The sequence below is a fragment of the Dermacoccus abyssi genome, assembly GCF_003515945.1.
GTDB classification, from domain to species: Bacteria; Actinomycetota; Actinomycetes; order Actinomycetales; family Dermatophilaceae; genus Dermacoccus; species Dermacoccus abyssi.
Genome location: NZ_QWLM01000006.1, coordinates 48,600 through 71,852, shown reverse-complemented (window position 1 = coordinate 71,852; position 23,253 = coordinate 48,600). Strand labels below are relative to the sequence as shown.

General features: G+C 68.2%; 23 protein-coding genes and 1 riboswitch. Of the genes, 21 read left to right on the top strand and 2 right to left on the bottom strand.

Annotation, left to right across the window (positions count from 1 at the left end):
- Positions 1-40 precede the first annotated feature (40 nt).
- The 4 genes from argG to thrS all read left to right on the top strand — a co-directional run bounded on the left by argG (position 41) and on the right by thrS (position 4,739).
- On the top strand, positions 41-1,459 hold the full coding sequence (gene argG, locus D1832_RS06915; protein WP_047311556.1) for an argininosuccinate synthase: 1,419 nt from the start codon (positions 41-43) through the stop codon (positions 1,457-1,459).
- Between the two features lie 133 nt (positions 1,460-1,592).
- Positions 1,593-2,291, top strand: a complete 699-nt coding sequence (locus D1832_RS06910) for a serine/threonine-protein kinase (RefSeq protein ID WP_118913213.1) — start codon at positions 1,593-1,595, stop codon at positions 2,289-2,291.
- Positions 2,288-2,623 (top strand): serine/threonine-protein kinase, encoded by a 336-nt coding sequence (locus D1832_RS06905; RefSeq protein ID WP_118913212.1) that lies wholly within the window; start codon positions 2,288-2,290, stop codon positions 2,621-2,623. Before D1832_RS06910 ends, D1832_RS06905 begins: the two co-directional genes overlap by 4 nt.
- A gap of 100 nt (positions 2,624-2,723) precedes the next feature.
- Positions 2,724-4,739 carry a threonine--tRNA ligase gene (thrS, locus tag D1832_RS06900; RefSeq protein ID WP_118913211.1) on the top strand — a complete coding sequence of 672 codons (2,016 nt, stop codon included), beginning with the start codon at positions 2,724-2,726 and terminating at the stop codon, positions 4,737-4,739.
- A gap of 70 nt (positions 4,740-4,809) precedes the next feature.
- Here thrS and D1832_RS06895 read toward each other — a convergent pair whose 3' ends face one another.
- Positions 4,810-6,135, bottom strand: a complete 1,326-nt coding sequence (locus D1832_RS06895; protein WP_118913210.1) for a bifunctional o-acetylhomoserine/o-acetylserine sulfhydrylase — start codon at positions 6,133-6,135, stop codon at positions 4,810-4,812.
- A gap of 65 nt (positions 6,136-6,200) precedes the next feature.
- A riboswitch (SAM riboswitch) is annotated at positions 6,201-6,316 on the bottom strand.
- A gap of 113 nt (positions 6,317-6,429) precedes the next feature.
- Here D1832_RS06895 and D1832_RS06890 point away from each other — a divergent pair.
- The 7 genes from D1832_RS06890 to D1832_RS06860 all read left to right on the top strand — a co-directional run bounded on the left by D1832_RS06890 (position 6,430) and on the right by D1832_RS06860 (position 11,321).
- Entirely contained in the window at positions 6,430-6,909 is a 480-nt protein-coding gene (locus D1832_RS06890) for a GNAT family N-acetyltransferase (RefSeq protein ID WP_052946976.1), read from the top strand.
- Positions 6,906-7,292 (top strand): hypothetical protein, encoded by a 387-nt coding sequence (locus D1832_RS06885; protein WP_118913209.1) that lies wholly within the window; start codon positions 6,906-6,908, stop codon positions 7,290-7,292. The genes D1832_RS06890 and D1832_RS06885 overlap by 4 nt, the downstream gene beginning before the upstream one ends.
- Before the next feature lie 32 nt (positions 7,293-7,324).
- A complete protein-coding gene (locus tag D1832_RS06880; RefSeq protein ID WP_118913208.1) occupies positions 7,325-7,894 on the top strand; it encodes an HIT family protein in 570 nt (189 codons plus the stop codon).
- Between the two features lie 110 nt (positions 7,895-8,004).
- The gene (pgsA, locus tag D1832_RS06875) at positions 8,005-8,628 is read left to right on the top strand and encodes a phosphatidylinositol phosphate synthase (RefSeq protein WP_047311561.1); all 624 of its coding nucleotides are present in this window, start codon (positions 8,005-8,007) and stop codon (positions 8,626-8,628) included.
- Positions 8,628-9,584 (top strand): phosphatidylinositol mannoside acyltransferase, encoded by a 957-nt coding sequence (locus D1832_RS06870; protein WP_118913207.1) that lies wholly within the window; start codon positions 8,628-8,630, stop codon positions 9,582-9,584. The genes pgsA and D1832_RS06870 overlap by 1 nt, the downstream gene beginning before the upstream one ends.
- A gap of 4 nt (positions 9,585-9,588) precedes the next feature.
- Positions 9,589-10,740, top strand: a complete 1,152-nt coding sequence (locus D1832_RS06865) for a glycosyltransferase family 4 protein (RefSeq protein WP_118913206.1) — start codon at positions 9,589-9,591, stop codon at positions 10,738-10,740.
- Positions 10,741-10,742: 2 nt separating this feature from the next.
- Positions 10,743-11,321 carry a hypothetical protein gene (locus D1832_RS06860; protein WP_118913205.1) on the top strand — a complete coding sequence of 193 codons (579 nt, stop codon included), beginning with the start codon at positions 10,743-10,745 and terminating at the stop codon, positions 11,319-11,321.
- Between the two features lie 167 nt (positions 11,322-11,488).
- Here the strand turns inward: D1832_RS06860 and D1832_RS06855 are convergent, their stop codons facing one another.
- Positions 11,489-13,426, bottom strand: coding sequence for a potassium transporter Kup (locus tag D1832_RS06855; protein WP_118913204.1), 1,938 nt, complete (start codon positions 13,424-13,426; stop codon positions 11,489-11,491).
- Between the two features lie 206 nt (positions 13,427-13,632).
- On the opposite strand from D1832_RS06855, the gene D1832_RS06850 reads away from it, so the two are divergent.
- The 10 genes from D1832_RS06850 (at position 13,633) to D1832_RS06810 (ending at position 23,229) form a co-directional block, all read left to right on the top strand.
- A complete protein-coding gene (locus tag D1832_RS06850; protein WP_047311566.1) occupies positions 13,633-14,406 on the top strand; it encodes a YebC/PmpR family DNA-binding transcriptional regulator in 774 nt (257 codons plus the stop codon).
- Positions 14,407-14,579: 173 nt separating this feature from the next.
- Positions 14,580-15,227 carry a crossover junction endodeoxyribonuclease RuvC gene (gene ruvC, locus D1832_RS06845; RefSeq protein ID WP_118913203.1) on the top strand — a complete coding sequence of 216 codons (648 nt, stop codon included), beginning with the start codon at positions 14,580-14,582 and terminating at the stop codon, positions 15,225-15,227.
- Entirely contained in the window at positions 15,224-15,385 is a 162-nt protein-coding gene (locus tag D1832_RS16115; RefSeq protein ID WP_338067299.1) for an OB-fold domain-containing protein, read from the top strand. The genes ruvC and D1832_RS16115 overlap by 4 nt, the downstream gene beginning before the upstream one ends.
- Complete coding sequence (ruvA, locus tag D1832_RS06840; RefSeq protein ID WP_338067298.1) at positions 15,378-15,830, top strand: Holliday junction branch migration protein RuvA; 453 nt, start codon at positions 15,378-15,380, stop codon at positions 15,828-15,830. Before D1832_RS16115 ends, ruvA begins: the two co-directional genes overlap by 8 nt.
- Positions 15,827-16,921, top strand: a complete 1,095-nt coding sequence (gene ruvB, locus D1832_RS06835; protein ID WP_047311569.1) for a Holliday junction branch migration DNA helicase RuvB — start codon at positions 15,827-15,829, stop codon at positions 16,919-16,921. Before ruvA ends, ruvB begins: the two co-directional genes overlap by 4 nt.
- Before the next feature lie 75 nt (positions 16,922-16,996).
- Entirely contained in the window at positions 16,997-17,353 is a 357-nt protein-coding gene (gene yajC, locus D1832_RS06830; protein WP_047311570.1) for a preprotein translocase subunit YajC, read from the top strand.
- Entirely contained in the window at positions 17,350-19,179 is a 1,830-nt protein-coding gene (secD, locus tag D1832_RS06825) for a protein translocase subunit SecD (protein ID WP_118913202.1), read from the top strand. Before yajC ends, secD begins: the two co-directional genes overlap by 4 nt.
- Positions 19,179-20,315 carry a protein translocase subunit SecF gene (secF, locus tag D1832_RS06820; protein WP_118913201.1) on the top strand — a complete coding sequence of 379 codons (1,137 nt, stop codon included), beginning with the start codon at positions 19,179-19,181 and terminating at the stop codon, positions 20,313-20,315. The genes secD and secF overlap by 1 nt, the downstream gene beginning before the upstream one ends.
- Positions 20,315-20,854, top strand: a complete 540-nt coding sequence (locus D1832_RS06815; protein WP_118913200.1) for an adenine phosphoribosyltransferase — start codon at positions 20,315-20,317, stop codon at positions 20,852-20,854. Before secF ends, D1832_RS06815 begins: the two co-directional genes overlap by 1 nt.
- 26 nt (positions 20,855-20,880) lie before the next feature.
- Positions 20,881-23,229, top strand: coding sequence for a RelA/SpoT family protein (locus D1832_RS06810; protein WP_118913199.1), 2,349 nt, complete (start codon positions 20,881-20,883; stop codon positions 23,227-23,229).
- The last annotated feature ends 24 nt before the right edge of the window (positions 23,230-23,253 follow it).

Genomic DNA, 23,253 nt, shown 5'->3' with positions numbered 1-23,253 from the left:
GCTTTGCATAACTAGTCGTTGGGCCGATAGAGTCGGCGGCATGTCCAAGGTTCTGACTTCACTGCCGACCGGCGAGCGCGTCGGCATCGCGTTCTCCGGTGGCCTCGACACGTCCGTCGCTGTGGCGTGGATGCGCGACAAGGGCGCCGTTCCCTGCACCTACACGGCCGACCTCGGCCAGTACGACGAGGACGACATCGAGGGCATCCCCGGCCGCGCCGGGCAGTACGGTGCCGAGCTCTCGCGTCTCGTCGACTGCAAGAAGGCCCTCGTCGAGGAGGGTCTTGCCGCCATCGCGTGCGGTGCCTTCCACATCCGCTCGGGCGGTCGCACCTACTTCAACACGACGCCGCTGGGCCGCGCCGTGACGGGCACGCTCCTCGTGCGCGCCATGCAGGAGGACGGCGTCTCCATCTGGGGTGACGGCTCCACCTTCAAGGGCAACGACATCGAGCGTTTCTACCGCTACGGTCTGCTCGCGAACCCGGGGCTGCGCATCTACAAGCCGTGGCTGGACGCCGACTTCGTCACCGAGCTCGGTGGCCGTCAGGAGATGTCCGAGTGGCTCACCGAGCACGGTCTGCCCTACCGCGACTCGGCCGAGAAGGCCTACTCCACGGACGCCAACATCCTCGGCGCCACGCATGAGGCCAAGACCCTCGAGCACCTCGACGAGTCGATGGAGATCGTCTCGCCGATCATGGGTGTGGCCCACTGGGATCCGTCCGTCGAGATCGAGACCGAGGACGTCACCGTTCGCTTCGAACGCGGCCTGCCCGTCGCCATCAACGGCGACGACTTCGGCGGCGACGTCGTCGCGCTGTTCCAGGAAGCCAACGCCGTCGGTGGTCGTCATGGCCTCGGTATGAGCGACCAGATCGAGAACCGCATCATCGAGGCCAAGTCGCGCGGCATCTACGAAGCTCCCGGCATGGCGCTCATCTTCACGGCCTTCGAGCGACTGCTCAACGCCGTGCACAACGAGGACACCATCGCTGCGTACCACAACGACGGTCGTCGCCTCGGCCGCCTGCTCTACGAAGGCCGTTGGTTCGACCCGCAGTCGCTCATGATCCGCGAGGGTCTGCTGCGCTGGGTCGCCACCGCCGTCACCGGTGAGGTGACGCTGCGCCTGCGTCGCGGTGAGGACTACTCCATCGTCAACACCGTCGGCGAGAACTTCAGCTACCACCCGGAGAAGCTGTCGATGGAGCGCACCGAGAACGCGGCGTTCGGTCCCGTCGACCGCATCGGTCAGCTCACGATGCGCAACCTCGACATCGCCGACACCCGCGAGAAGCTCGAGTTCTACGCCGCCTCGGGCGGCCTGGGCCGCGCGCAGACCGACCTCGTCGGCCAGCTCGAGCCGGGCGGCGCGAAGCAGATCGCGTCCAACCCCAACGCGGACGCCGAGGCGATCGCCCTCGACGAAGCGGCGATGGAGTTCGGAACCGACTGACCCGCGAACGAGTCGAAGCGAACGCCGGGTCACCCGCAAGTAGAGGGGGACCCGGCGTTCGGCGCGTACACGCGAGGCGAAGCAGGACGAGACCGTAAGGTTGGCGTCGCCGCGAGAAAGGGGAGGTGTCCGCGTGCAACACCTAGGACCGTACGAACTGCTCGACGTCATCGGGCAGGGCGGCATGGGGCGTGTCTGGCGGGCCCGCGACACGCGCTACGACCGTGTCGTCGCGCTCAAGGTGATTGCCGACCAGGAGGCCGACGAGGCCGACTACCTCAAGCTCTTCCGCCGCGAGGCCGACCTCGTGGGGCGTATGAACTCGCCGCACATCGTGCCGATCCACAACTACGGCGAGATCGACGACCAGGCCTACCTCGACATGCGTTACGTCGACGGGCACTCCCTCTCGGGCGTCGTGCGTCAGTTCGGGCCGGCGTCTCTCGGTACGGCCATCGAGATCGTCGAGCAGGCCGCCTCGGCCCTCGACGACGCGCACGCCGCCGGCGTCGTCCACCGCGACGTGAAGCCCGCCAACCTCCTCGTCGACCGCAAGGGATTCGTCTACCTCGCCGACTTCGGTATCGCCGTCGTCGACCGCCACAAGGTAGCCGCCGGTTCCCAGATTCTCGGGTCGTGGGCCTACATGGCGCCCGAGCGCTTCACCGCATCATCCGAGGACGGGCCCGCGGTGGACGTCTACGCCCTCGGATGCGTCCTCTACTACGCGCTCACGGGCGAACCGCCCTTCGCGGGGCGGGAACTCGAGGAACTGCGCCAGGCCCACCGCCACGCGAAGCGCCGTCGCTCGTCGGCCGCGTCGACGGGGTGACGCCGCGCGTGGACGCCGCCATCCGGTGGGCGCTTCGCAAGGACCCTGCCGAGCGTCCGCCGTCGGCGGGCGAGTGGATCGCGGCCATCAAGAAGGAACGCCGTCGTGCTGCGGCCGGCGGCTCCGGACGCCCCGCACCGGCGCCGGCCCGACCCAGTGCCCCGCCGCGCGCGCATCAGGCGTCCCCGGCACGTGTCGCCAGCGCCAGAGCGGCGCCGCGTCCCGCACCTGCGCCGAGCGGCGGCGGGATGTCGGCGTTCCTCGTCGCGGTCCTCGTCGTCCTGGTCCTCGTGGCGAGCGGCCTCGCCGCCGTCATCGTCAACAACCTCTGATCGCCCGGCAAACCGGCTCGCCCGGCACTTCGGGGAGCCGGTAACCTTGCATCGGGTCGACGCAGGTGCGCCCCCATCCCGACTTCCAAGGAGACCTCCCGTGTCCGAACAGATCACCCTGACCGTCGCCGGTGCCCAGCGCGAGGTGGAGGCCGGGACGACGGGCACGGACCTGTTCGGCGACGACAAGGCCGTCCTCGTCATGCGCGTCGACGGCGACCTGTGGGACCTGCACCGCGAGGTGCCGGCCGGCGCTGTCGTCGAGCCCGTCACGGCGCAGGAGCCCGAGGGCCTCGCCGTCCTGCGTCACTCCGCCGCACACCTGCTCGCCCAGGCCGTGCAGCAGGCCAACCCCGACGCCAAGCTCGGCATCGGTCCGCCGATCACCGACGGTTTCTACTACGACTTCGACGTGGCCGAGGCGTTCACCCCCGACGACCTCAAGAAGCTCGAGAAGGCAATGCTCAAGATCGTCAACGAGGGCCAGACGTTCCGTCGTCGCGTCATCACCGACGCCGAGGGCCTCGAGGAGCTCAAGGACGAGCCGTACAAGTGCGAGCTCATCGGCCTCAAGGGCAACGCGGCCGATGCCGCCGAGGGCGCAGAGGCCGAGGTCGGCGGCGGTCAACTGACGATCTACGACAACGTCCGTCGTGACGGCAGCGTCGCCTGGGGCGACCTGTGCCGCGGCCCGCACGTGCCGTCGACGAAGGTGCTCGGCAACGCGTTCAAGCTCATGCGCTCGGCTGCCGCCTACTGGCGCGGCAGCGAGAAGAACCCCCAGCTGCAGCGCGTCTACGGCACCGCGTGGCCCACGAAGGACCAGCTCAAGGCCTACCTCGAGCGTCTCGCCGAGGCCGAGAAGCGTGACCACCGCAAGCTGGGCGCGGAGATGGACCTGTTCAGCTTCCCCGAGAACATCGGCCCCGGCCTGCCCGTGTTCCACCCCAAGGGCGGCATCATCAAGCGGGAGATGGAGGACTATGTCCGCCGTCGCCACATCGAAGAGGGCTTCAGCTACGTCGGCACGCCGCACGTGTCGAAGGAAGACCTCTTCTACACCTCGGGTCACCTGCCGTACTACGCCGACGGCATGTTCCCGCCGCTCGACCTCGACGGGCAGAAGTACCGCCTCAAGGCGATGAACTGCCCCATGCACAACGAGATCTTCCGTTCGCGCGGACGCTCCTACCGTGAGCTGCCGCTGCGTTTCTTCGAGTTCGGCACGGTCTACCGCGACGAGAAGTCCGGCGTTCTCTCGGGCCTCACACGCGTGCGCATGATCACCCAGGACGACTCCCACTCCTACGTGACGCCGGAGCAGGCGCCGGGCGAGATCAAGCACCTGCTCGACTTCATCCTCGGGCTGCTGCGTGACTTCGGGCTGAACGACTTCTACCTCGAGCTGTCGACGCGTGACGAGGACGGCGACAAGAAGGACAAGTTCATCGGCACCGACGAGCAGTGGGAGGTCGCGACGCAGGTGCTCGCCGACGTCGCGAACGCCTCGGGCCTCGAGCTCGTGCCCGACCCGGGCGGCGCAGCCTTCTACGGCCCGAAGATCTCCGTGCAGGCACGTGACGCCATCGGCCGTACGTGGCAGATGTCGACGATCCAGTACGACTTCAACATGCCCGAGCGCTTCGGCCTCGAGTTCCAGGCTCAGGACGGCACGCGTCAGCAGCCGGTCATGATCCACTCGGCGAAGTTCGGTTCGATCGAGCGCTTCCTCGGTGTGCTCGTCGAGCACTACGCGGGACAGTTCCCGGCGTGGCTCGCACCGGTCCAGGTGCTCGGGGTTCCGGTCGCGGAGGAGTACTACGACTACCTCGGCGAGGTGGGCGAGAAGCTGCGTCGGGCCGGCGTGCGCGTCGAGATGGACACGAGCGACGACCGCTTCCCGAAGAAGATCCGCAACGCCTCGAAGTCGAAGGCGCCGTTCATCCTCATCGCCGGCGAGGAGGACCGCGACAACGGAGCCGTCAGCTTCCGCTACCGCGACGGCTCGCAGAAGAACGGTGTGCCGGTCGACGAGGCCGTGGCCGAGATCGCCGCGTACATCGCCTCGCGCAACAACACGTCGCCGACGGCGGCCGAGGCACCTTCCGAGGCTTGATCCGAACAGCGACGAAGCCGCCGCCCCACTTTGGGGCGGCGGCTTCGTCGTTGTCCGGTGGTGCCTGCGATCAGGCGGAGGCAGCCTTCGCGGCCGCGAAGCCCTTGTCGAGGTCGGCGATGATGTCGTTCGCGTTCTCGATGCCGACCGACAGCCGCACGAGGCCGGGCGTGACGCCGGCGCCGCGGCGGTCGTCGTCACTGCCCTGGCTGTGCGTCGTCGTCGCCGGGTGGATGGCGAGCGAGCGCACGTCACCGATGTTGGCCACGTGCGAGTGCAGTTCGAGAGCGTCGACGAACGCCTTGCCCGCGTCGATGCCGCCGGCGATCTCGAAGGAGAACACCGCGCCGGAACCGGTGGGCAGGTAGCGGTCGGCCAGCTCCTTGTACGGGCTGTCGTCCTTCGAGGCGTAGAAGACCTTCTCGACCTGCGCGTGCTCGCTCAGGTACGCGACGACCTTCTTCGCGTTCTCGACGTGACGCTCGACGCGCAGCGACAGGGTCTCGAGGCCCTGCGCGATGAGGAACGCGTTGAACGGCGACACGGCGGAGCCGAGATCGCGCAGCAGTTCGACGCGTGCCTTGAGGATGAACGCGAGGTTCGCGCCGAGCGCCGAACCGACGCCGAGATCGCGGGCGAAGACGAGACCGTGGTAGCTCTCGCTCGGCTCGTTGAACTGCGGGAACTTCTCCGGCTCCTTGGCGTAGTCGAACGTTCCGGCGTCCACGAGCACGCCGGCGATCGACGTGCCGTGGCCGCCGAGGTACTTCGTCGCCGAGTGGATGACGACGTCCGCGCCGTGCTTGATCGGGCGCAGCAGGTACGGCGTCGCGACGGTGTTGTCGACGAACAGCGGCAGGCCGGCGTCGTGGGCAACACCGGCAACACCCGCGACGTCGAGGACCTTCTGGTCGGGGTTGCTCAGCGTCTCGCCGAACAGGAGCTTGGTGTTCGGGCGGATGGCGCTCTTCCACGCGTCGAGGTCACCGATGTCTTCGACGAAGGTGGTCTCCACACCGAGGCGCTTGAGCGTGTACTTGAGCAGGTTGTACGTGCCGCCGTAGAGCGCGGCCGACGCGACGACGTGGTCGCCGGCCTGCGCGACGTTGAGGATGGCGAACGTCGTCGCGGCCTGGCCGGAGGCCAGCAGCAGCGCACCGACGCCTCCCTCGAGCGCCGCGATGCGCTCCTCGACGGCCTGCGACGTCGGGTTGCCGATGCGGGTGTAGATGGGGCCGAGGTCGGACAGGCCGAAGCGGTTGGCCGCGGTCTCGGCGGAGTCGAAGACGAACGAGGTCGTCTGGTAGATCGGCAGCGCGCGCGATCCGGTATCCCCGTCCGGCACTTGGCCGGCGTGGATCTGCTTGGTCTCGAAAGCCCAGTCCTGAGCGCTCATGACAACTCCTCGAAAGGTCGCTACCCGTGCGCGAACCTCGCACGCGGGGTGCGCCGGAAGCTCTGCTTCCGCGCTTGCCCGGGCGTATCCGACGCCGGGCCAGGTCGTCACCCGGAGCACCCCGCCGCGGTGGGAGGGTTGCCGGCCAGCAAACCGGGGTTTGACGCTGGCGCTCGTGACCTGGTCCGAGGATATCCCGGGCGGTATCGAGGGGCGGGACTCGTGTCTCACATCGTGGTTTGCCGTGCGGCGCGGGGCGTTTGCCGAAGGGTCAAGCCGTGGTTGACTGGCGCCATGACGATCACCATCGCCCGGGCCAGGCGTGACGACGCCTTCGCCTGTGCAGCGCTTCGGTTGCGCTCGGACCTCGAGGAGGGGCACCCGAATCGGGCCGGTTTCGTGACCGAGTACGCGGACGACTTCCTCTCGGCCTTCGACGAGGTACCCACGTGGATCGCCACCCGTTCCGACGGCACCGTCGTCGGCATCGTGCAGTGCGCCCTCGTCCACCGGATGCCGACGCTCGCGCGCGGCGCCAAGCCGTGGTTGTACGTCGCGTTCGTCTTCGTCGTGCCCGACGAGCGTGGCGCGGGACTCGGCGAACGCATGCTCCGCACCGTCGACGCCTGGGCGGACGCGCGCGGCGTCGAGCGGATGCTGCTCAACACGCGTCCGAAGGCGCGCCCGTTGTACGAGCGTCTCGGATTCGGTGCCCCGGAGGAGCGACACATGCACCGCGACGCACCGTTCGCGGCCACGAAGGAGCAGCGATGAGCGACATCATCTGGGCCCTCGACCAGCTCGAGCGCTGCATCGCCTGCCCGTCGAAGCCGGCGGCGAACGCCGTCGTGCTCTACCTCGGTGAGGACGGCTCGCTGCCGCGCGAGAGCGTCGGATCGCTGGCCGAACGTGGCGTCATGGCCGCGGGCGTCGTGTGGGCGGGTGTGACAGCGGAACTCACCGACGACGACTGGCTCGACCTCGAGGACGCCGCAAGCGGCCTCGGCGGACTCGCGAGCGCCGTCGCCGTCGTGGGTGAAGGCGATGCCGCAGCCGTCGCACAGAAAGTGGCAGAGCGCGTGGGCGGCCTGGCCCACGCGGGCGCTGCGAGCGACGAGCGGCTCGTGGAGAAACTCGCCGAGATCGCTCCGGTCTGACCCGGCGCGCGGGTTTCCCTAGGATGGGGCGCATGGTCACGCAGAACGAGGACTTCACTCCCGAGCACGCCGAGTCCGAGCACGACTTCGCGGGGGAGCCCGACGGGTTCGGCCGACTGTGGACGCCTCACCGCATGGCCTACATCGAGGCCGACCGCCCCTCGAGGGACGCCGGCGACGGCTGTCCGTTCTGCGCGGCGGCGGGCAAGGACGACGCCGAGGGCCTCATCGTGCACCGCGGTGAGCACTGCTTCGTCGTGATGAACCTCTTCCCGTACAACCCGGGCCACCTGCTCGTGTGCCCCTACCGTCACGTGCCGCACTACATCGACCTCACGGACGCGGAGACCGAGGAGTTCACGAAGCTGACGAAGCAGGGCATTCGCGCGCTCAAGGCGGCGTCGAACCCGGCCGGATTCAACCTCGGCATGAACCAGGGCGATGTCGCGGGCGCCGGCGTGGCTGCGCACCTGCATCAGCACATCGTGCCCCGCTGGGGTGGCGACATGAACTTCATGCCGATCGTCGGCCAGACGAAGGCTCTCCCGGTGCTTCTCGAGGACAGCCGTCAGCGCATCGCGGCGTCCTGGCCAACCGACTGACGGCCTCGACCTCGCGGGGCGTGCGGCTCGTGAACGCGGGGTGAGATGTGACTCGTCCGGCGCGGCGCGCACCTCGGCTCGACGTATCGAACCGCTACAGTTGAGTCACCATGCTGAACAAGTACGCGCGCGCCTTCTTCTCCGCGATCTTCCGCCCCCTGGCGCAGCTGCTCCTGCGCCTCGGCATCAGCCCTGACGTCGTCACGATCGTCGGCACGCTCGGTGTCTCGTTCGGCGCGCTGTGGTTCTACCCGCGCGGCGAGTTCCTCGTCGGCACGCTGTTCATCACGGCCTTCGTCTTCTCCGACATGCTCGACGGCAACATGGCCCGCCTGTCGGGTCGCTCGTCGGTGTGGGGCGCCTACCTCGACTCCACGCTCGACCGCGTCGGTGACGCCGCCATCTTCGGTGGCCTCGTGCTCTACTTCGCCGGCCAGGGCGACAACTTCCTCATGGCCTGCCTCGCGCTCGCCTGCCTCGTGCTTGGTTCCGTCGTCTCGTACGCGAAGGCTCGCGCCGAAGGCCTCGGCATGGAGGCGAACGTCGGCATCGCCGAACGCGCGGACCGTCTCGTCGCGGTTCTCGTCACCACCGGCCTCACGGGCCTGTTCGACCTGCCGTACATCGTCCTGACGATCGTCCTCGCCCTGCTCGCAGTCGCCTCCTTCATTACCGTGCTGCAGCGCATGCTCATGGTGCGTGGTCAGGCGCTCGGCAAGGCTCTCGCGAAGTGATGGCTCGGCCCGCTCTCTCCCGTAAGCGAGCGCAGGACGCCGCCACCGTTCTCGCCTTCAAGGCCGGATGGCGTGCCGTGCGCGCCCTGCCCGAGCCGGCTGCGTACGCGCTCTTCGAGAAGATCGCGGACGTCCTTCACCGTCGCGGCGGCAAGGACGTCGAGCGGATGCGCTCGAACTACGCCCGGGTCCGCCCGGAACTCGATGACGCAGCCCTGGACGACCTCACCCGTGAGGGCCTGCGCTCCTACTTCCGTTACTGGTGCGACGCGTTCCGCCTCCAGTCGCTCTCGCATGACGATCTGCGCTCGCTCGTGCGCACCACCGGTGCCATCGACCAGGTGCGGGCGGACCTTGCGGCGGGGGAGTCGATCGTCCTCTACCTCGGCCACCTCGGTAACTGGGATCTCGCCGGCGCATGGTCCGCCACCGAGCTCGCGCACGTCACGACCGTTGCCGAACGTCTCGAACCCGACGAGCTCTTCCGCGCGTTCCTCGAGTTCCGTGAGGGCCTCGGCATGACGATTATCCCGTTGACGCAGGGCATCGACGTCATGGGTCAGGTCGAGGCGGCGCTGCGGGTGCCGGGCGCCTTTGCGCCGCTGCTGTCGGACCGTGACCTCACGCAGCGTGGCGTCACCGTGAAGCTCGCCGGACACGACGCGCGGGTCGCCGCCGGGCCCGCGATTCTGGCCCGACGCACGGGTGCTCGCCTGTACCCCGTCACGATCACCTACGACCCTCCGAGGGGTCGCGCGATGCGAGGCATCGAGATCCGCTTCCACGACCCTGTCGATGCCGGTTCGTCGCCGGACATGCGCGCCGACGTCCTCGCGGCCACGCAGCAGTGCGTCGATGCGTTGTCGACGGCGATCGTCGAGCGCACCGAGGACTGGCACATGATGCAGCGCGTCTTCGTCGACGACCTCGGCAACCGCGCGCCGCGAGGGAACTGACACGATGCGCGTCGGTCTCGTCAGCCCGTACTCGTTCGACGTGCCCGGCGGCGTGCAGCTGCACGTGCGCGACCTCGCCGAGTACCTCATCGGCGCTGGCCACGACGTGAGCGTCCTCGCGCCCGCGGACGACGAGACGCACATGCCCGACTACTTCGTCAGCGCCGGGCGTGCCGTGCCGATTCGCTACAACGGCTCCGTGGCGCGCCTCGCCTTCGGCCCACTGACGGCTGCCCGCGTCAACCGCTGGTTGGAGCGCGGTCAGTTCGACGTCCTGCACGTGCACGAGCCGGTCAGCCCCAGCGTGTCGATGCTCGCCCTGTGGGCGTATGACGGACCCGTCGTGGCGACGTTCCACACCTCCAACGTGCGTTCTCGCGCGCTGCACGCCGCGCACCCGCTGCTTCGTCCTGGCCTGGAGAAGATCACGGGCCGCATCGCGGTGTCGCAGGCAGCGCGTGAGACGGTGGCGCGTCACCTCGGTGGTGACGCGGTCGTCGTCCCGAACGGTGTGTACGTCGACCAATTTGCGCAGGCACCCCAGAACCCTGCCTGGCGCGGCACGGACGAGCGCCCGACGATCGCGTTCCTCGGGCGGATGAACGAACCGCGCAAGGGTCTCGACGTCCTCGTGCGCGCTCTGCCGCAGATCGCCCGCAGCTACCCGGGTGTGCGGCTGCTCGTCGCCGGGCCGGGGGAGCGCGACGAGGTGATCAAGGCCGTTCCCGAGCAGATGCGTGAGCGCATCGAGTTCCTCGGCATGATCTCCGATGCGGAGAAGGCGTCGCTGTTCCGCTCGGTCGACCTCTACATCGCGCCGAACACCGGCGGTGAGAGTTTCGGCATCATCCTCGTCGAGGCATTGAGCGCCGGGGTGCCGGTTGTGGCGAGTGACCTCGAGGCGTTCGCGCGCGTGTTGGACGGTGGGCGCTGCGGTGTCCTGTTCCGCACGGGCGACGAGGGCGACCTCGCCCGCCGTGTGACGGCGATGCTCGACGACCCCCAGCGCCGCGCAGACCTGGCGCGTCGGGGCGCGGAGCGCGCCCGCATCTACGACTGGAGCACCGTCGCACGCCACATCCTCACGGCGTACGAGACGGTGGCGAGCTCGCACGAGGTGAGTGAGCGGACGTTGCGCATCGCGAGGAGGTCGTAGCCGTGCAGGAATGGACCGTTGTCGCGCTCCTGCTCGCGGGAGCGCTCGCCATCGCGTGGTACCTGAGCTACACGGCTGCCCGGCTCGACCGGTTGCACGCACGGGTCGAGGGGTCGCTCGCGGCGCTCGACGCCCAGTTGGTGCGGCGCGCGGAGGTTGCCCTGGAACTGGCGAACGGCGCCGACCTGGACGCCGCGAGTGCGTTTCTCCTGGCGTCGGCGGCGAGTGCGTCGCTGGAGGCGTCGGAAGGCGCTCAGATCACCGCAGAGGTGCAGGAGGTGGGTGTGCCCGAGGAACGGGCGCTCATCGAGGGCGAGCTGACGGCGGCCCTCGGCGCGGTGGTCGAGGACTGGGCTCCGGGGTGGGCGGCGGGCACGCAGGTGCGGCGTCGATTGGGCGACGCGTGTGAGCGGGTGGAGTTGGCGCACCGGTTCCACAACGAGGCGGTGACGGATGTCCGTCGGGTGCGCGCGAAGCCGGTGGTGCGGGCGTTGCACTTGGCGGGCCGCACCCACTTGCCGCGCCCGGTGGAATTCGACGACCACGTCGAGGGTCTGACGACAACATCAGCCTGGCGCTGAACACCCCCGTTCCTCGAAAACCCAACCCAGAAATCGCCGCCTGAAAAGCCAGGCAAGCACCCAAGCCACAACGCTCTTCAAGAACCGAACCCGGCTGGAAGCGGACGCCCCCGGTGCGACAGCGCAAGGGAAAAGACAGGCAGATCCTTTTGTAGGGCGCGAGCGCCCTACAAAAGGATCTGCGCTCCCATCATCACCGTTCGCTCCTTGGGGAGGCGGAAGTAGTCGGCGGGGACGGCGGCGTTGTGGGTCATGGCGATGAAGAGCAGTTTGCGCAGTTTGTTCATGCCGGGGCGGCCGGTGTCGATGAGGCTGGTTTCGGAGACGAAGTAGTAGGCGGTGTCGGGGTCGATGTCGACGCCTTGTTCCTTGGCGATGCGCAGTGCGGCGGGGACGTCTTGGTCGTCCTGGAAGCCGTACTTGAGGGTGAGAAGGGTGATGCGGTCGTAGTCGTTGCCGAGTTGGTCGAGGATGACGGTGTCTTCGGGGGCGACGTGGGGCACGTTGGCGCTGAGGGTGCTGACGATGAAGACGTTCTCGTGGATGACGTGGTTGAAGTTGGCGTTCTCGCGCAGGGCGAGGGGCGTCGTGTCCTTGTCGGGGTGGAGGAACACGGCGGTGCCGGGCACTTCGCGCAGGTCGCCGCTGCGGGCTGTTTCGACGAAGGTGGCGAGGGGACCTTCGATGCTCTGGCGGCGGGTGGCGACGATGGCGCGCCCCTTCTGCCAGGTGAGCATGGACATGCCGATGCCGAGTGCGATGACGACGGGCAGCCAACCGCCGTGCAGCAGTTTGGCGACGTTGGCGAGGAAGAAGATGCCTTCGAAGAGGTAGAGCGCGACGCCGAGGGTGACGATGCGCCAGGTGCGCCACTTGAGCGTGCTGTGGGCGTAGACGAGGAACAGCGTCGTCGTCATGAGGAATGTGCCGGTGACGGCGAGGCCGTAGGCGACGGCGAGTTTCTCCGAACTGCGGAAGGCGAAGAGCAGAAGCATGACGCCGATGAAGAGCACCCAGTTGACCCCGGGAATGTAGATCTGGCCCTCTTCCTCCTGGCCGGTGTGACGCACGGTCATTCGGGGCAGGTAACCGGTTCGTTCGGCCTGTCGTGCCACGGAGAACGCACCGGAGATGACGGCCTGGGAGGCGATGACGGTGGCCATGGTCGCGAGGATGACGAGCGGTAGCTTCGCCCATTCGGGGGCGAGGAGGAAGAACGGGTTCGCGATCTTGTCCGGGTTGGTGAGGATGAGCGAGCCCTGGCCCATGTAGTTGAGGACGAGCGAGGGGAACACGAGGAGGAACCAGGCTCGGGTGATGGGGGCGCGCCCGAAGTGACCCATGTCGGCGTAGAGGGCTTCGGCGCCGGTGACGCACAGGACGATCGAGCCGGCGGCGATGAACGCGATGAAGGGGTGCTCGACGACGAACAGCGTGGCGTAGTTCGGCAGGAACGCCTTGAGGATGTGCGGGTCGCGCACGATCTGGCCGATGCCGAGGGCGGCGATGGTGACGAACCACAGGATCATGACGGGGCCGAAGAACTTGCCGACGACCTCGGTGCCCTTGCGCTGCACGAGGAACAGGATCGTGATGATGACGGCGCCGATCGGTACGACGTATTGGTTGAGTCCGGGCCGCACGACTTCGAGGCCTTCGACGGCCGACATGACGGAGATCGCGGGGGTGATCACGCTGTCGCCGAAGAACAGCGACGCTCCGATGACGCCGAGAAGCATGACGACGCTCCAGCGCTTGCCGCCCTTGGGCACTCCCTGGCGCACGAGCGCCGCGAGCGCCATGATGCCGCCCTCGCCGTCGTTGTCGGCGCGGAGCACGAAGAGCACGTACTTGATCGTCACGATGATGGTGAGCGACCAGAACATCCAGGAGATCGTTCCGTAGATGTCTGCCTCGTTGGCGATGACGGCGTTGTGGCCGGCGTTGAACACGCTCTGCACGGAGTACAGGGGGCTCGTGCCGATGTCGCCGAAGACGACACCGAGCGCGCCGAGCACGAGCGCGCCGGCACCCTTCTTCCGGTGCCCGCCGGCCCGCTCGTCAGTTTCCGCAGTGACCGACGCGGACCCGTTCGAAGATGTCACGTCGAAAGTATGAACCTGCAGTGGCGTGTCGCGGCAACTGTGGTTCACCTGAGCAGATGTGAGGCGAGGAGCGCACCCCGTTAGACTGCCGACAGATCTGACGGGTGGACGCGCGTGTCGTCGTGAGCCGCCCCGCGGGCCTTCGGTGAAGGAGCACCGCGACAGAACCCCAGAGGAACGGCACGACGGACCAGCGAGAGGGAGACATGAGCGGCCACTCCAAATGGGCGACGACGAAGCACAAGAAGGCTGCGATCGACGCCAAGCGCGGCAAGCTGTTCGCCAAGCTCATCAAGAACATCGAGGTTGCGGCCCGTTCCGGTGGCGGGGACCCGGCCGGTAACCCGACGCTGTACGACGCCATCCAGAAGGCGAAGAAGTCGTCGGTCCCCAACGACAACATCGACCGCGCCGTCAAGCGCGGTTCGGGCGCAGAGGCCGGTGGAGCCGAGTACCAGGCCCTCATGTACGAGGGTTACGCCCCTGGCGGCGTCGCCGTGCTCATCGAGTGCCTGACGGACAACAAGAACCGCGCCGTCGCCGAGGTTCGCACCGCTCTGCAGAAGAACGGCGGCTCGATGGCCGACTCCGGTTCGGTCGCCTACCTGTTCAACCGCAAGGGCGTCGTCATCGTGCCCAAGGACCAGGGAGACAAGGACGACGCGACGGAGGACGGCGTCCTCGAGATCGTCCTCGAGGCCGGTGCCGAGGAGGTCAACGACCTCGGTGAGTCCTTCGAGATCGTCTCCGAAGCGGGCGACTTCGTGGGTGTGCGTGAGGCGCTCCAGTCGGCCGGTATCGACTACGACTCCGCCGAGGCCTCGTGGATGCCGTCGATGGAAGTTCCCCTCGACAAGGACGGCGCGAAGAAGATGTTCCGTGTCATCGAGGCACTCGAGGACAGCGACGACGTGCAGAACGTCTTCGCCAACGGTCAGGTCTCGGACGAGGTTCTCGCCGAACTCGACGCCGAGGACTGATCGGCAAGCACGTCACGAGCGGAAGGCGGCTCGACCCTCGGCGGGTCGGGTCGCCTTCGGCGTGTGCGACGGTAGAGTGATCGGGTGCGAACAGGTGTTCGCATCGACTCATCGTCTTGTCAGCTTGTTGGTCAGGTGCCGGAGCGGTCCCGTCAGCGGAAGGAGCGTTGCGCATGCGTGTGCTCGCCGTTGACCCCGGTCTGACGCGCTGCGGCGTCGGAGTGGTTCAGGGCGCTCCCGGCGGACGCCTGCAGATCGTCACGGTCGGCGTGATCCGCACCGGTGCGGACACCCCACTGCACGAGCGTCTTCACGAGTTGCAGGTGGAACTCGAGGCCGTCTTCGAACGCACCAGGCCGGACGCCGTCGCCGTCGAGCGCATGTTCGCCCGAAACGACGTCTCGACCATCATGGGCACCGCCCAGGCCTCCGCCGTTCCGATGCTCGCTGCTGCGTCGCGCGGGTTGCCGCTCGGTCTGCACACGCCGTCCGAGGTGAAGGCAGCTGTCACGGGCAATGGGCGGGCCGACAAGGCTCAGGTGACGGCCATGGTGACGCGCATCCTCGGTCTCGAGAGCGCCCCCAAGCCTGCTGACGCCGCCGACGCTCTGGCTCTTGCCATCTGTCACCACTGGCGTGGTGCGGGTGCCGCCCGTCGGGCCAACACCGACGGCGAGCGTCCACTCGCCCCGGCGGCAGCTCAGTACCGTGCCGCAGAAGCTGCTGCGGCGCGTCGATCCCGTTCGGCGGCCAAGCAGTATCGTGAGCCGCTGCGCTCGTCCGCCTCCCGCGACGCCACCACCCGAGGAGCCCGTCCATGATCTCCAGCCTCACCGGCGCCGTCGCAGCAGCGACGCTCGACACCGTCGTCCTCGAGGTCGGGGGAGTCGGGCTGCTCGTCCACACCACGCCTGCGACGGCCGCCTCGGCGCGCCCGGGGGGCGCCGATGCGCCTGGCGACGTCGCTGGTGGTGCGTGAGGACTCGCTCACCCTCTTCGGCTTCGGCGGTGACGACGAACGCGCCCTGTTCGAGCAGGTGCAGACCGTCAGCGGGGTGGGGCCGCGCCTCGCGCTCGCGATGCTGGCCGTTCACGACCCGGCGCAGCTGTCGTCGGCGATCGCCACGGGCAACGTCACGGCTCTGACGAAGGTGCCCGGCATCGGAAAGAAGGGCGCGGAGCGCATCGTCCTCGAACTGCGCGACAAGGTCGTGCCCGTCGGTACGGGCGAAACAAAGGCCACGCCCGAGGTACCTGCCGCGACGACACCGGGTGACTCGCAGGTGGCAGAGGCGCTCGTGGGGCTCGGCTGGAGCGCCAAGCAGGCTGATGACGCCGTGGCCAAGGTCGCCAAGCTGCCCGAGGCCGACAGCGCCACGACGCCCGTCCTGTTGCGCCTGGCCCTACGGGAGCTCGGCCGATGAGTCCGGCACACTTCGAGGACCACAGCGCCGACATCTCGCCGCGCCTCGTCGACCCGAACGGTTCCGAGGACGAGCAGCAGCTCGAAGCGGCCCTGAGGCCGAAGAAGCTGGCCGACTTCCCCGGTCAGGAGCGGGTGCGTGATCAGCTCGGTCTCGTGCTCGAGGCGGCGCGCCGACGCGGTGCTCCGCCGGACCACGTCCTCCTCTCAGGCCCTCCCGGGCTCGGCAAGACGACGCTCGCCATGATCGTGGCGAGCGAGCTCGAGGCCCCTATTCGCATCACGAGCGGACCAGCCATCCAGCACGCGGGTGACCTGGCGGCCATCCTCAGCTCTCTCACCGAGGGCGAGGTGCTCTTCCTCGACGAGATCCACCGCATGGCCCGCCCGGCGGAGGAGATGCTCTACCTCGCGATGGAGGACTTCCGAGTCGACGTCATCGTCGGCAAGGGGCCGGGCGCGACGGCCATCCCGCTCGAACTGCCGCCGTTCACCGTCGTCGGCGCCACCACGCGTGCGGGGCTGCTGCCCGCGCCGCTGCGTGACCGCTTCGGCTTCACCGGCCACCTCGACTACTACAAGGCGAGCGATCTTGCTGCCATCCTCGCGCGCAACGCCGACCTGCTCGGCGTGCCCGCGACACGCGAGGGCATCGAGGAGATCGCCGGTCGCTCGCGCGGTACCCCGCGCATCGCGAACCGACTCCTGCGCCGCGTCCGTGACTACGCGCAGGTGCACGGCCGTCAGGTCGTCGACCTGGGGTCGGCCCGAGCCGCGCTCGACCTCTTCGATGTCGACGCGAGCGGTCTCGACAGGCTCGACCGTGCCGTGCTCGAGGCCCTGTGCCGCCGGTTCGGTGGTGGGCCTGTGGGCCTGTCGACACTCGCCGTCGCCGTCGGTGAGGAGCCCGACACCGTCGAGACCGTGGCCGAGCCGTACCTCGTGCGCGAGGGCTACATGATCCGCACGCCGCGGGGGCGCGCTGCGGCGCCGCTCGCGTGGAGTCACCTCGGGCTCACCCCACCGGAATCGTCCCTGGGCGGCGCGCTGTTCGACCCGGCCGAGGGTGGGGACGGGCGCTTCACCGGGTAGGGTGGTGCGGCCAGTGGTCCGGCACCTGACGTGGATGCGGACCCCGGCAGACCCGAGAACTACGTGAGGATTTTCATGCCGAACATGGTTGCCGCATCGCAGTCGGGAGGCTCCGGCTTCTCGATGCTCCTGCTGCTCCTGCCCTTCCTCCTCATTGCGCTGATGTTCTTCAGCCAACGCAAGCGAGCCCAGGCGACCCAGAGGGCGCAGGCTGCGCTGAGCGTGGGCGACGAGGTCTGTACGACGAGTGGAATGTACGGCACGCTGCGTCGCCTCGACGACGCCACGGGTGAGGTCGAGGTGGCGCCCGGCACGGTGATCCGCTTCGACCGCCGCGCGCTGCTGCCGGCCAATGTCGACCCGGTCTCCGGTCGGGTTCAGGACGAGAACCGAGGCGACGACGCTGCAGGCGCCGAGGGCGACGCACGATGAGCACGCCGACCGGCGCGCCGCACAACATCGACTCGAACCGCCCGAACCGCGCGAAGGCGAAGAAGACTCCGCCGTCCAGCCCGAAGAAGAGCCTCGCCGGCCTCCTCATCGTGTTCCTGGCTCTCATCGGCGGAATCGCGGCAACGGACAGCTGGCTGCCGAAGCTCGGTCTCGACCTGGAGGGTGGCCGTGAGGTCGTCCTCGAACCTGTCGTCACCGGCGGTTCGTCCGTCAACGAGTCGCAGGTCAAGCAGGCCGTCGACATCATCCGTAACCGCGTCGACGCGTCCGGCACCGCCGAGGCCGAGGTGACGACGCTCGGTGCGCGCAACATCGTCGTGTCGATTCCGGGCAACCCGAGCCGTCAGGTGCTCGACTCCCTGTCGCGCTCTTCGCAGCTCGACTTCCGCGCCGTCGTCGCGACGGCCCAGGGCTCGAAGCAGGGACAGTCGCCCTACCGCCTGCCCGAGGTCATCAAGACCTCCGGCGCGAACCAGGCGACGCCCTCGGCTTCGGCATCGACCTCCCCGTCGGCGAGCTCCTCGGGTGGATCGTCGTCGCCTGCACCGTCGAGTTCCAGCTCGTCGAAGGACGTCCTGCCCTCGGCCTACAAGCAGGCCGGCCCGGAGAACGCCAGCGACACCGCGTGGGGCGAGCAGAAGGTCGACGCCGCGTGGGTCAAGGCCGGCATCGCCTCGTCGAACATGACGTACAACCAGCTGCTCCAGGTCTATGCCTGCACGCCCTCCTACCAGGAGGTCGCGGCGAGCATCCCGGCGAACAAGCCGGTTGTCGTCTGTTCGAAGGAGGGCAACGAGAAGCTGCTGCTCGGACCGGTCGAGGTCAAGGGCGCCGATCTCACGGACGCGAGCAGCGGTATGGCCACGAACCAGCAGGGCAACCAGACGGGCGAGATCGCCGTCGACCTCAAGCTCAACGGTGAGGGCAAGACGGCCTTCGCCAACGTGACGCGCCGATTGGCGCTCCTTCAGGAGCCGCGCAACCGCTTCGCCATCACGGTCGACGGTCAGTCGATCTCGGCCCCGAACGTCCGTGAGCCGCTCACGTCGGGCCAGGCCCAGATCACGGGTGGGTTCACAGCCGAGAGCGGCAAGCTGCTCGCTGACTCCCTCAAGTTCGGTGCGCTGCCGATGTCGTTCAAGGAACTCACGTCCGATCAGCTGAGCCCGGAGCTCGGCTCCGACCAGCTGACGAAGGGCATCATCGCCGGCGCCATCGGTCTCGGCCTCGTCGTCCTGTACTCGCTCCTCCAGTACCGTGCGCTCGGCCTCGTGACGGTCGCGTCCCTGCTCGTCGCAGCGGCCATGACCTACCTCGCCGTGACGCTGCTGGGTTCGGTCAACAACTTCCGTCTGTCCATGGCGGGTGTCACGGGCCTCATCGTCGCGATCGGTATCACCGCCGACTCGTTCATCGTGTACTTCGAACGCGTGAGAGACGAAGTGCGCTCGGGACGGCCACTACGAGCCGCGGTCGACACCGGTTGGGCCCGGGCCAAGCGCACGATCATCATCTCGGACGCGGTGAACTTCCTCGCGGCCGTCGTGCTGTACGTCCTGTCGGAGAGCACGGTCAAGGCCTTCGCGTTCACGCTCGGCCTTACGACGCTCATCGACCTCCTGGTCGTCATGCTGTTCACCCACCCCGTAGTGGCACTTCTCGCCCGTACGAAGTTCTTCGGTAACGGCCACCCGGCCTCGGGTCTCGACCCGGAGCGTCTCGGTGCGCGCACCGCCACGTACGCGGGTCGCGGCCGCGTGACGCTGGCCGACCGTCGCCGCACAGCTCAGGAGGGCACCGCCTGATGGCCAGCTTCGCAACGTTCGGAAACGACCTCTACACGGGTCGTCGTCAGTTCGACTTCATCGGCAAGCGCAAGCGCTGGTACGCCCTGACCGCCGTGCTGCTCGTCCTCGCCGCAGCCGGTCTGTTCGGTCGTGGCCTCAACTTCGGCCTCGAGTTCACCGGTGGCTCCGAGATCCGCGTTCCCGGTATCTCGAACACGGCCAGCTACGACACGCGTGCTGCCGACGCCGTCACGTCGGTGACGAAGACCGAATCGAACCTGCGTGTTTCGAAGCTCGGTGAGGGCACGGTCCGCGTGCAGGCCGAGAAGCTCGGCGACGGCACCCCGGCCACCACGGAGGCCGTCAAGAACGCCCTGGCCAAGGAGTTCGACGTTCCGGCCACGAGTGCCGAGACCTCGTTCATCGGCCCTTCCTGGGGTGAAAGCGTGACGAACAAGGCCATCGTCGCCCTGTTCGTCTTCCTCGCCTTCGTGTCGGTCGTGCTCGCGCTGTACTTCCGCACGTGGAAGATGGCGGCTGCTGCGCTCATCGCCCTCATCCACGACCTGTTCTTCACCGTCGGTATTTACGCCCTTACGGGTCTCGAGGTGACGCCGGCGACGATGATCGGCTTCCTCACGATCCTCGGTTACTCGATCTACGACACCGTCGTCGTCTTCGACAAGGTGCGCGAGAACGCGTCCGAGGCCTTCGCGACGGGACGCCGCAGCTTCGACCAAGCCGCGAACTACGCCGTCAACCAGATGCTCGTGCGTTCGATCAACACCTCGGTCGTGGCCCTCCTGCCGATCGCGGCGATCCTCGTCGTCGGTGTCTTCTTCATCGGCCCGAGCACGCTGCTCGACATCGCGGTCGCCCTGTTCATCGGTGTGGCCGTCGGTACGTTCTCCTCGATCTTCATCGCGACGCCGGCGCTCACCGACCTGCGTCGTCGTGAGAAGGGCGTGCAGGAGCTGGCGCGTCGCGCCAAGGCCTACCAGAAGCGGGCCGCGGGTGACAGTGACGAGGAAGCCGGCCACGGCGCCGAGTCCTCGGGTGTGCTGACGAGCCGGGCTGCCTCCGGTGCAGCGAGCGGCGCTTCGGCGACGATGCGTCGTCGTGGTGCACACCCGGCTGCGCAGCGAGACGAGTGATGACGGACTACCAGCAGCGGGTGGCGGGCCTCGTCGCTCGGCACACTCGGGACGTCGCTGACTTCCCGACGCCGGGCGTGGTGTTCAAGGACATCACGCCGCTGTTCGCGAACGCCGCGGCTTTCGGTTCGGTGCTCGATCTCCTCGCGGAGCGTCACGAGGGCGGCGTCGACGTCGTCGCGGGCGTCGAGGCGCGTGGGTTCGTCATCGGGGCACCGCTCGCCCAGCGCATGGGCGTCGGATTCGTCCCGATTCGCAAGAAGGGCAAGCTGCCCGGTGAGGTCGTCGCGCAGTCGTACGACCTCGAGTACGGCTCGGCGACCATCGAGATGCACACCGACGCCGTGAAGCCGGGCGCGCGAGTGCTCGTCATCGACGACGTCCTCGCCACCGGTGGCACGGCTGTGGCGTCGTGCGAGCTCGTCGAAAAGGTCGGCGGAAGCGTCGTCGGGTTCGACGTCCTGGTCGAACTGGCCTTCCTCGACGGCCGAGCACGCCTGGAGCGTTGGCCCGTTCACACGGGCCTCGTCGTCGACTGAGTGGCGTTTGCCACTACTATCGGCCCATGGTTGAGCAGTCCGGTTCGAGTTCGTCGTCGCGAGTGCGCCAGAGGCTGGTGCGCTTCGGCGGTCCGCGCCCGAGCAACAACCGCGTTCTCGAACCGCTGCTTCGCACCGTTCGCGAGACCCACCCCAAGGCCGACACCGCGCTGATCGTCCGGGCCTACGAGGTCGCGGAGCGTTGCCACCGTCACCAGGTGCGCAAGAGCGGCGACCCGTACATCACGCACCCGCTCGCCGTCGCGACGATCCTTGCCGAACTCGGCATGACGCCGCCGACGCTGGCCGCCGCGCTGCTGCACGACACCGTCGAGGACACGGACTACTCCCTCGACCAGCTGACGAAGGATTTCGGGCCCGAGATCGCCCGCCTCGTCGACGGCGTGACGAAGCTCGACAAGGTCACCTACGGCGACGCTGCGCAGGCCGAAACGGTGCGCAAGATGGTCGTCGCGATGGCGCAGGACATCCGGGTGCTCGTCATCAAGCTCGCCGACCGTCTCCACAACGCGCGCACGTGGCGCTACGTCTCGCAAGCCTCGGCCCAGCGCAAGGCCACCGAGACGCTCGAGATCTACGCTCCGCTGGCTCACCGCCTCGGGATGAACACGATCAAGTGGGAGCTCGAGGATCTGTCGTTCTCGACGCTGTACCCGCAGATCTACGACGAGATCGTGCGTCTCGTGGCCGATCGTTCGCCGGCTCGCGAGTCCTACCTGCGCACCGTGAAGGAGCAGGTCGCGAGCGATCTGCGCGCGGCGCGCATCAAGGGTGAGGTCACCGGACGCCCGAAGCACTACTACTCCGTGTACCAGAAAATGATCGTGCGGGGGCGCGACTTCGAGGACATCTACGACCTCGTCGCGGTGCGCGTGCTCGTCGAGTCGGTACGCGACTGTTACGCAGTGCTCGGCACCCTGCACACGCGATGGACGCCCATTCAGGGGCGGTTCAAGGACTACATCGCGATGCCGAAGTTCAACATGTACCAGTCGTTGCACACGACGGTCGTGGGCCCCGGCGGCAAGCCGGTGGAGATCCAGATCCGTACGTACGACATGCACCGTCGCGCGGAGTACGGTGTCGCCGCGCACTGGAAGTACAAGGACGACGCGAAGCGCGGCGTCGAGAACGCCGGCCCGGCTGCGTCGCCTGCTGCCGGCACGAACGACATGGCCTGGCTGCGGCAGCTGCTCGAGTGGCAGCGCGACACGGAAGATCCAGGGGAGTTCCTCGAGTCGCTGCGCTTCGAGGTCGGCAGCCGCGAGCTGTACGTCTTCACACCCAAGGGCGGCATCATCGCGCTGCCGGCGGGTTCGACGCCCGTCGACTTCGCGTACGCCGTGCACACCGAGGTGGGGCACCACTGCATCGGTGCCCGGGTCAACGGACGCCTCGCCACGCTGGAGACGACCCTCGCCACGGGTGACGTCGTCGAGGTGCTCACGTCCAAGGCCGATGGCGCGGGTCCGAGCCGCGACTGGCTCGGCTTCGTCAAGTCGCCGCGAGCCAAGAGCAAGATCAAGCAGTGGTTCAGCAAGGAGCGTCGCGAGGAGGCCATCGAGAAGGGCAAGGACGCCCTCGCGAAGACGCTGCGCAAGCAGGGTCTGCCGCTGCAGCGGCTCATGTCGCACGACAGCCTGACGGACGTCGCCACCCGCCTCAACCACGCCGACATCGACGCGCTCTACGCCGCGATCGGTGACGGGCACATCTCCACCGAGGCGGTCGTGCGCTCGCTCGTCTCGGCGCTCGGTGGGGAAGAGGCGACCACCGAGGACATGGCGGAGGCGGCGACGCCGCGCACCGGCCGTCCGCGGATGAAGGCCGACCCGGGCGTCACCGTCGTCGGCACGGACGACGTGTGGGTGAAGCTCGCGCGCTGCTGCATGCCGGTGCCGGGCGACGACATCGTCGGCTTCGTGACGACGGGACGCGGCGTGTCGGTGCACCGCAGCGACTGCACGAACATCGACGACCTCAAGCGTCAGCCGGAGCGCCTCATCAAGGTGGCCTGGGCGCCGGGACAGGCGAGCGTCTTCCTCGTCCAGCTGCAGGTGGAGGCGCTCGACCGCAACGGCCTGCTCTCGGACATCACACGCGCCCTGAGCGACCAGCACGTCAACATCCTGTCGGCGGCCCTCACGACGGCGAGCAATCGCGTGGCCGTCAGCAAGTTCACGTTCGAGATGGGCGATGCGAGCCACCTCGACCACGTCATGCGTGCCGTCCGGCGCGTCAGCGGCGTCTTCGACGTCTACCGACTGACGGGCACGGGAGCGAAGGCCAAGGACCAGCCGGGGGAGCCGGGCGACAGTGCCGACGAGACCGGGGTAGCGACACAGGAGACCTGACCCGTTCGACCTGGGCGCGCAGAG

Bases quoted from the DNA above. Each gene is read 5' to 3' on its own strand.
- argG (WP_047311556.1), top strand. From the start codon at position 41: ATGTCCAAGGTTCTGACTTCACTGCCGACCGGCGAGCGCGTCGGCATC.
- D1832_RS06895 (WP_118913210.1), bottom strand. From the start codon at position 6,135: ATGAGCGCTCAGGACTGGGCTTTCGAGACCAAGCAGATCCACGCCGGC.
- D1832_RS06890 (WP_052946976.1), top strand. From the start codon at position 6,430: ATGACGATCACCATCGCCCGGGCCAGGCGTGACGACGCCTTCGCCTGT.
- D1832_RS06885 (WP_118913209.1), top strand. From the start codon at position 6,906: ATGAGCGACATCATCTGGGCCCTCGACCAGCTCGAGCGCTGCATCGCC.
- D1832_RS06880 (WP_118913208.1), top strand. From the start codon at position 7,325: ATGGTCACGCAGAACGAGGACTTCACTCCCGAGCACGCCGAGTCCGAG.
- pgsA (WP_047311561.1), top strand. From the start codon at position 8,005: ATGCTGAACAAGTACGCGCGCGCCTTCTTCTCCGCGATCTTCCGCCCC.
- D1832_RS06870 (WP_118913207.1), top strand. From the start codon at position 8,628: ATGGCTCGGCCCGCTCTCTCCCGTAAGCGAGCGCAGGACGCCGCCACC.
- D1832_RS06865 (WP_118913206.1), top strand. From the start codon at position 9,589: ATGCGCGTCGGTCTCGTCAGCCCGTACTCGTTCGACGTGCCCGGCGGC.
- D1832_RS06850 (WP_047311566.1), top strand. From the start codon at position 13,633: ATGAGCGGCCACTCCAAATGGGCGACGACGAAGCACAAGAAGGCTGCG.
- ruvC (WP_118913203.1), top strand. From the start codon at position 14,580: ATGCGTGTGCTCGCCGTTGACCCCGGTCTGACGCGCTGCGGCGTCGGA.
- D1832_RS16115 (WP_338067299.1), top strand. From the start codon at position 15,224: ATGATCTCCAGCCTCACCGGCGCCGTCGCAGCAGCGACGCTCGACACC.
- ruvB (WP_047311569.1), top strand. From the start codon at position 15,827: ATGAGTCCGGCACACTTCGAGGACCACAGCGCCGACATCTCGCCGCGC.
- yajC (WP_047311570.1), top strand. From the start codon at position 16,997: ATGCCGAACATGGTTGCCGCATCGCAGTCGGGAGGCTCCGGCTTCTCG.
- secD (WP_118913202.1), top strand. From the start codon at position 17,350: ATGAGCACGCCGACCGGCGCGCCGCACAACATCGACTCGAACCGCCCG.
- secF (WP_118913201.1), top strand. From the start codon at position 19,179: ATGGCCAGCTTCGCAACGTTCGGAAACGACCTCTACACGGGTCGTCGT.
- D1832_RS06815 (WP_118913200.1), top strand. From the start codon at position 20,315: ATGACGGACTACCAGCAGCGGGTGGCGGGCCTCGTCGCTCGGCACACT.
- D1832_RS06810 (WP_118913199.1), top strand. From the start codon at position 20,881: ATGGTTGAGCAGTCCGGTTCGAGTTCGTCGTCGCGAGTGCGCCAGAGG.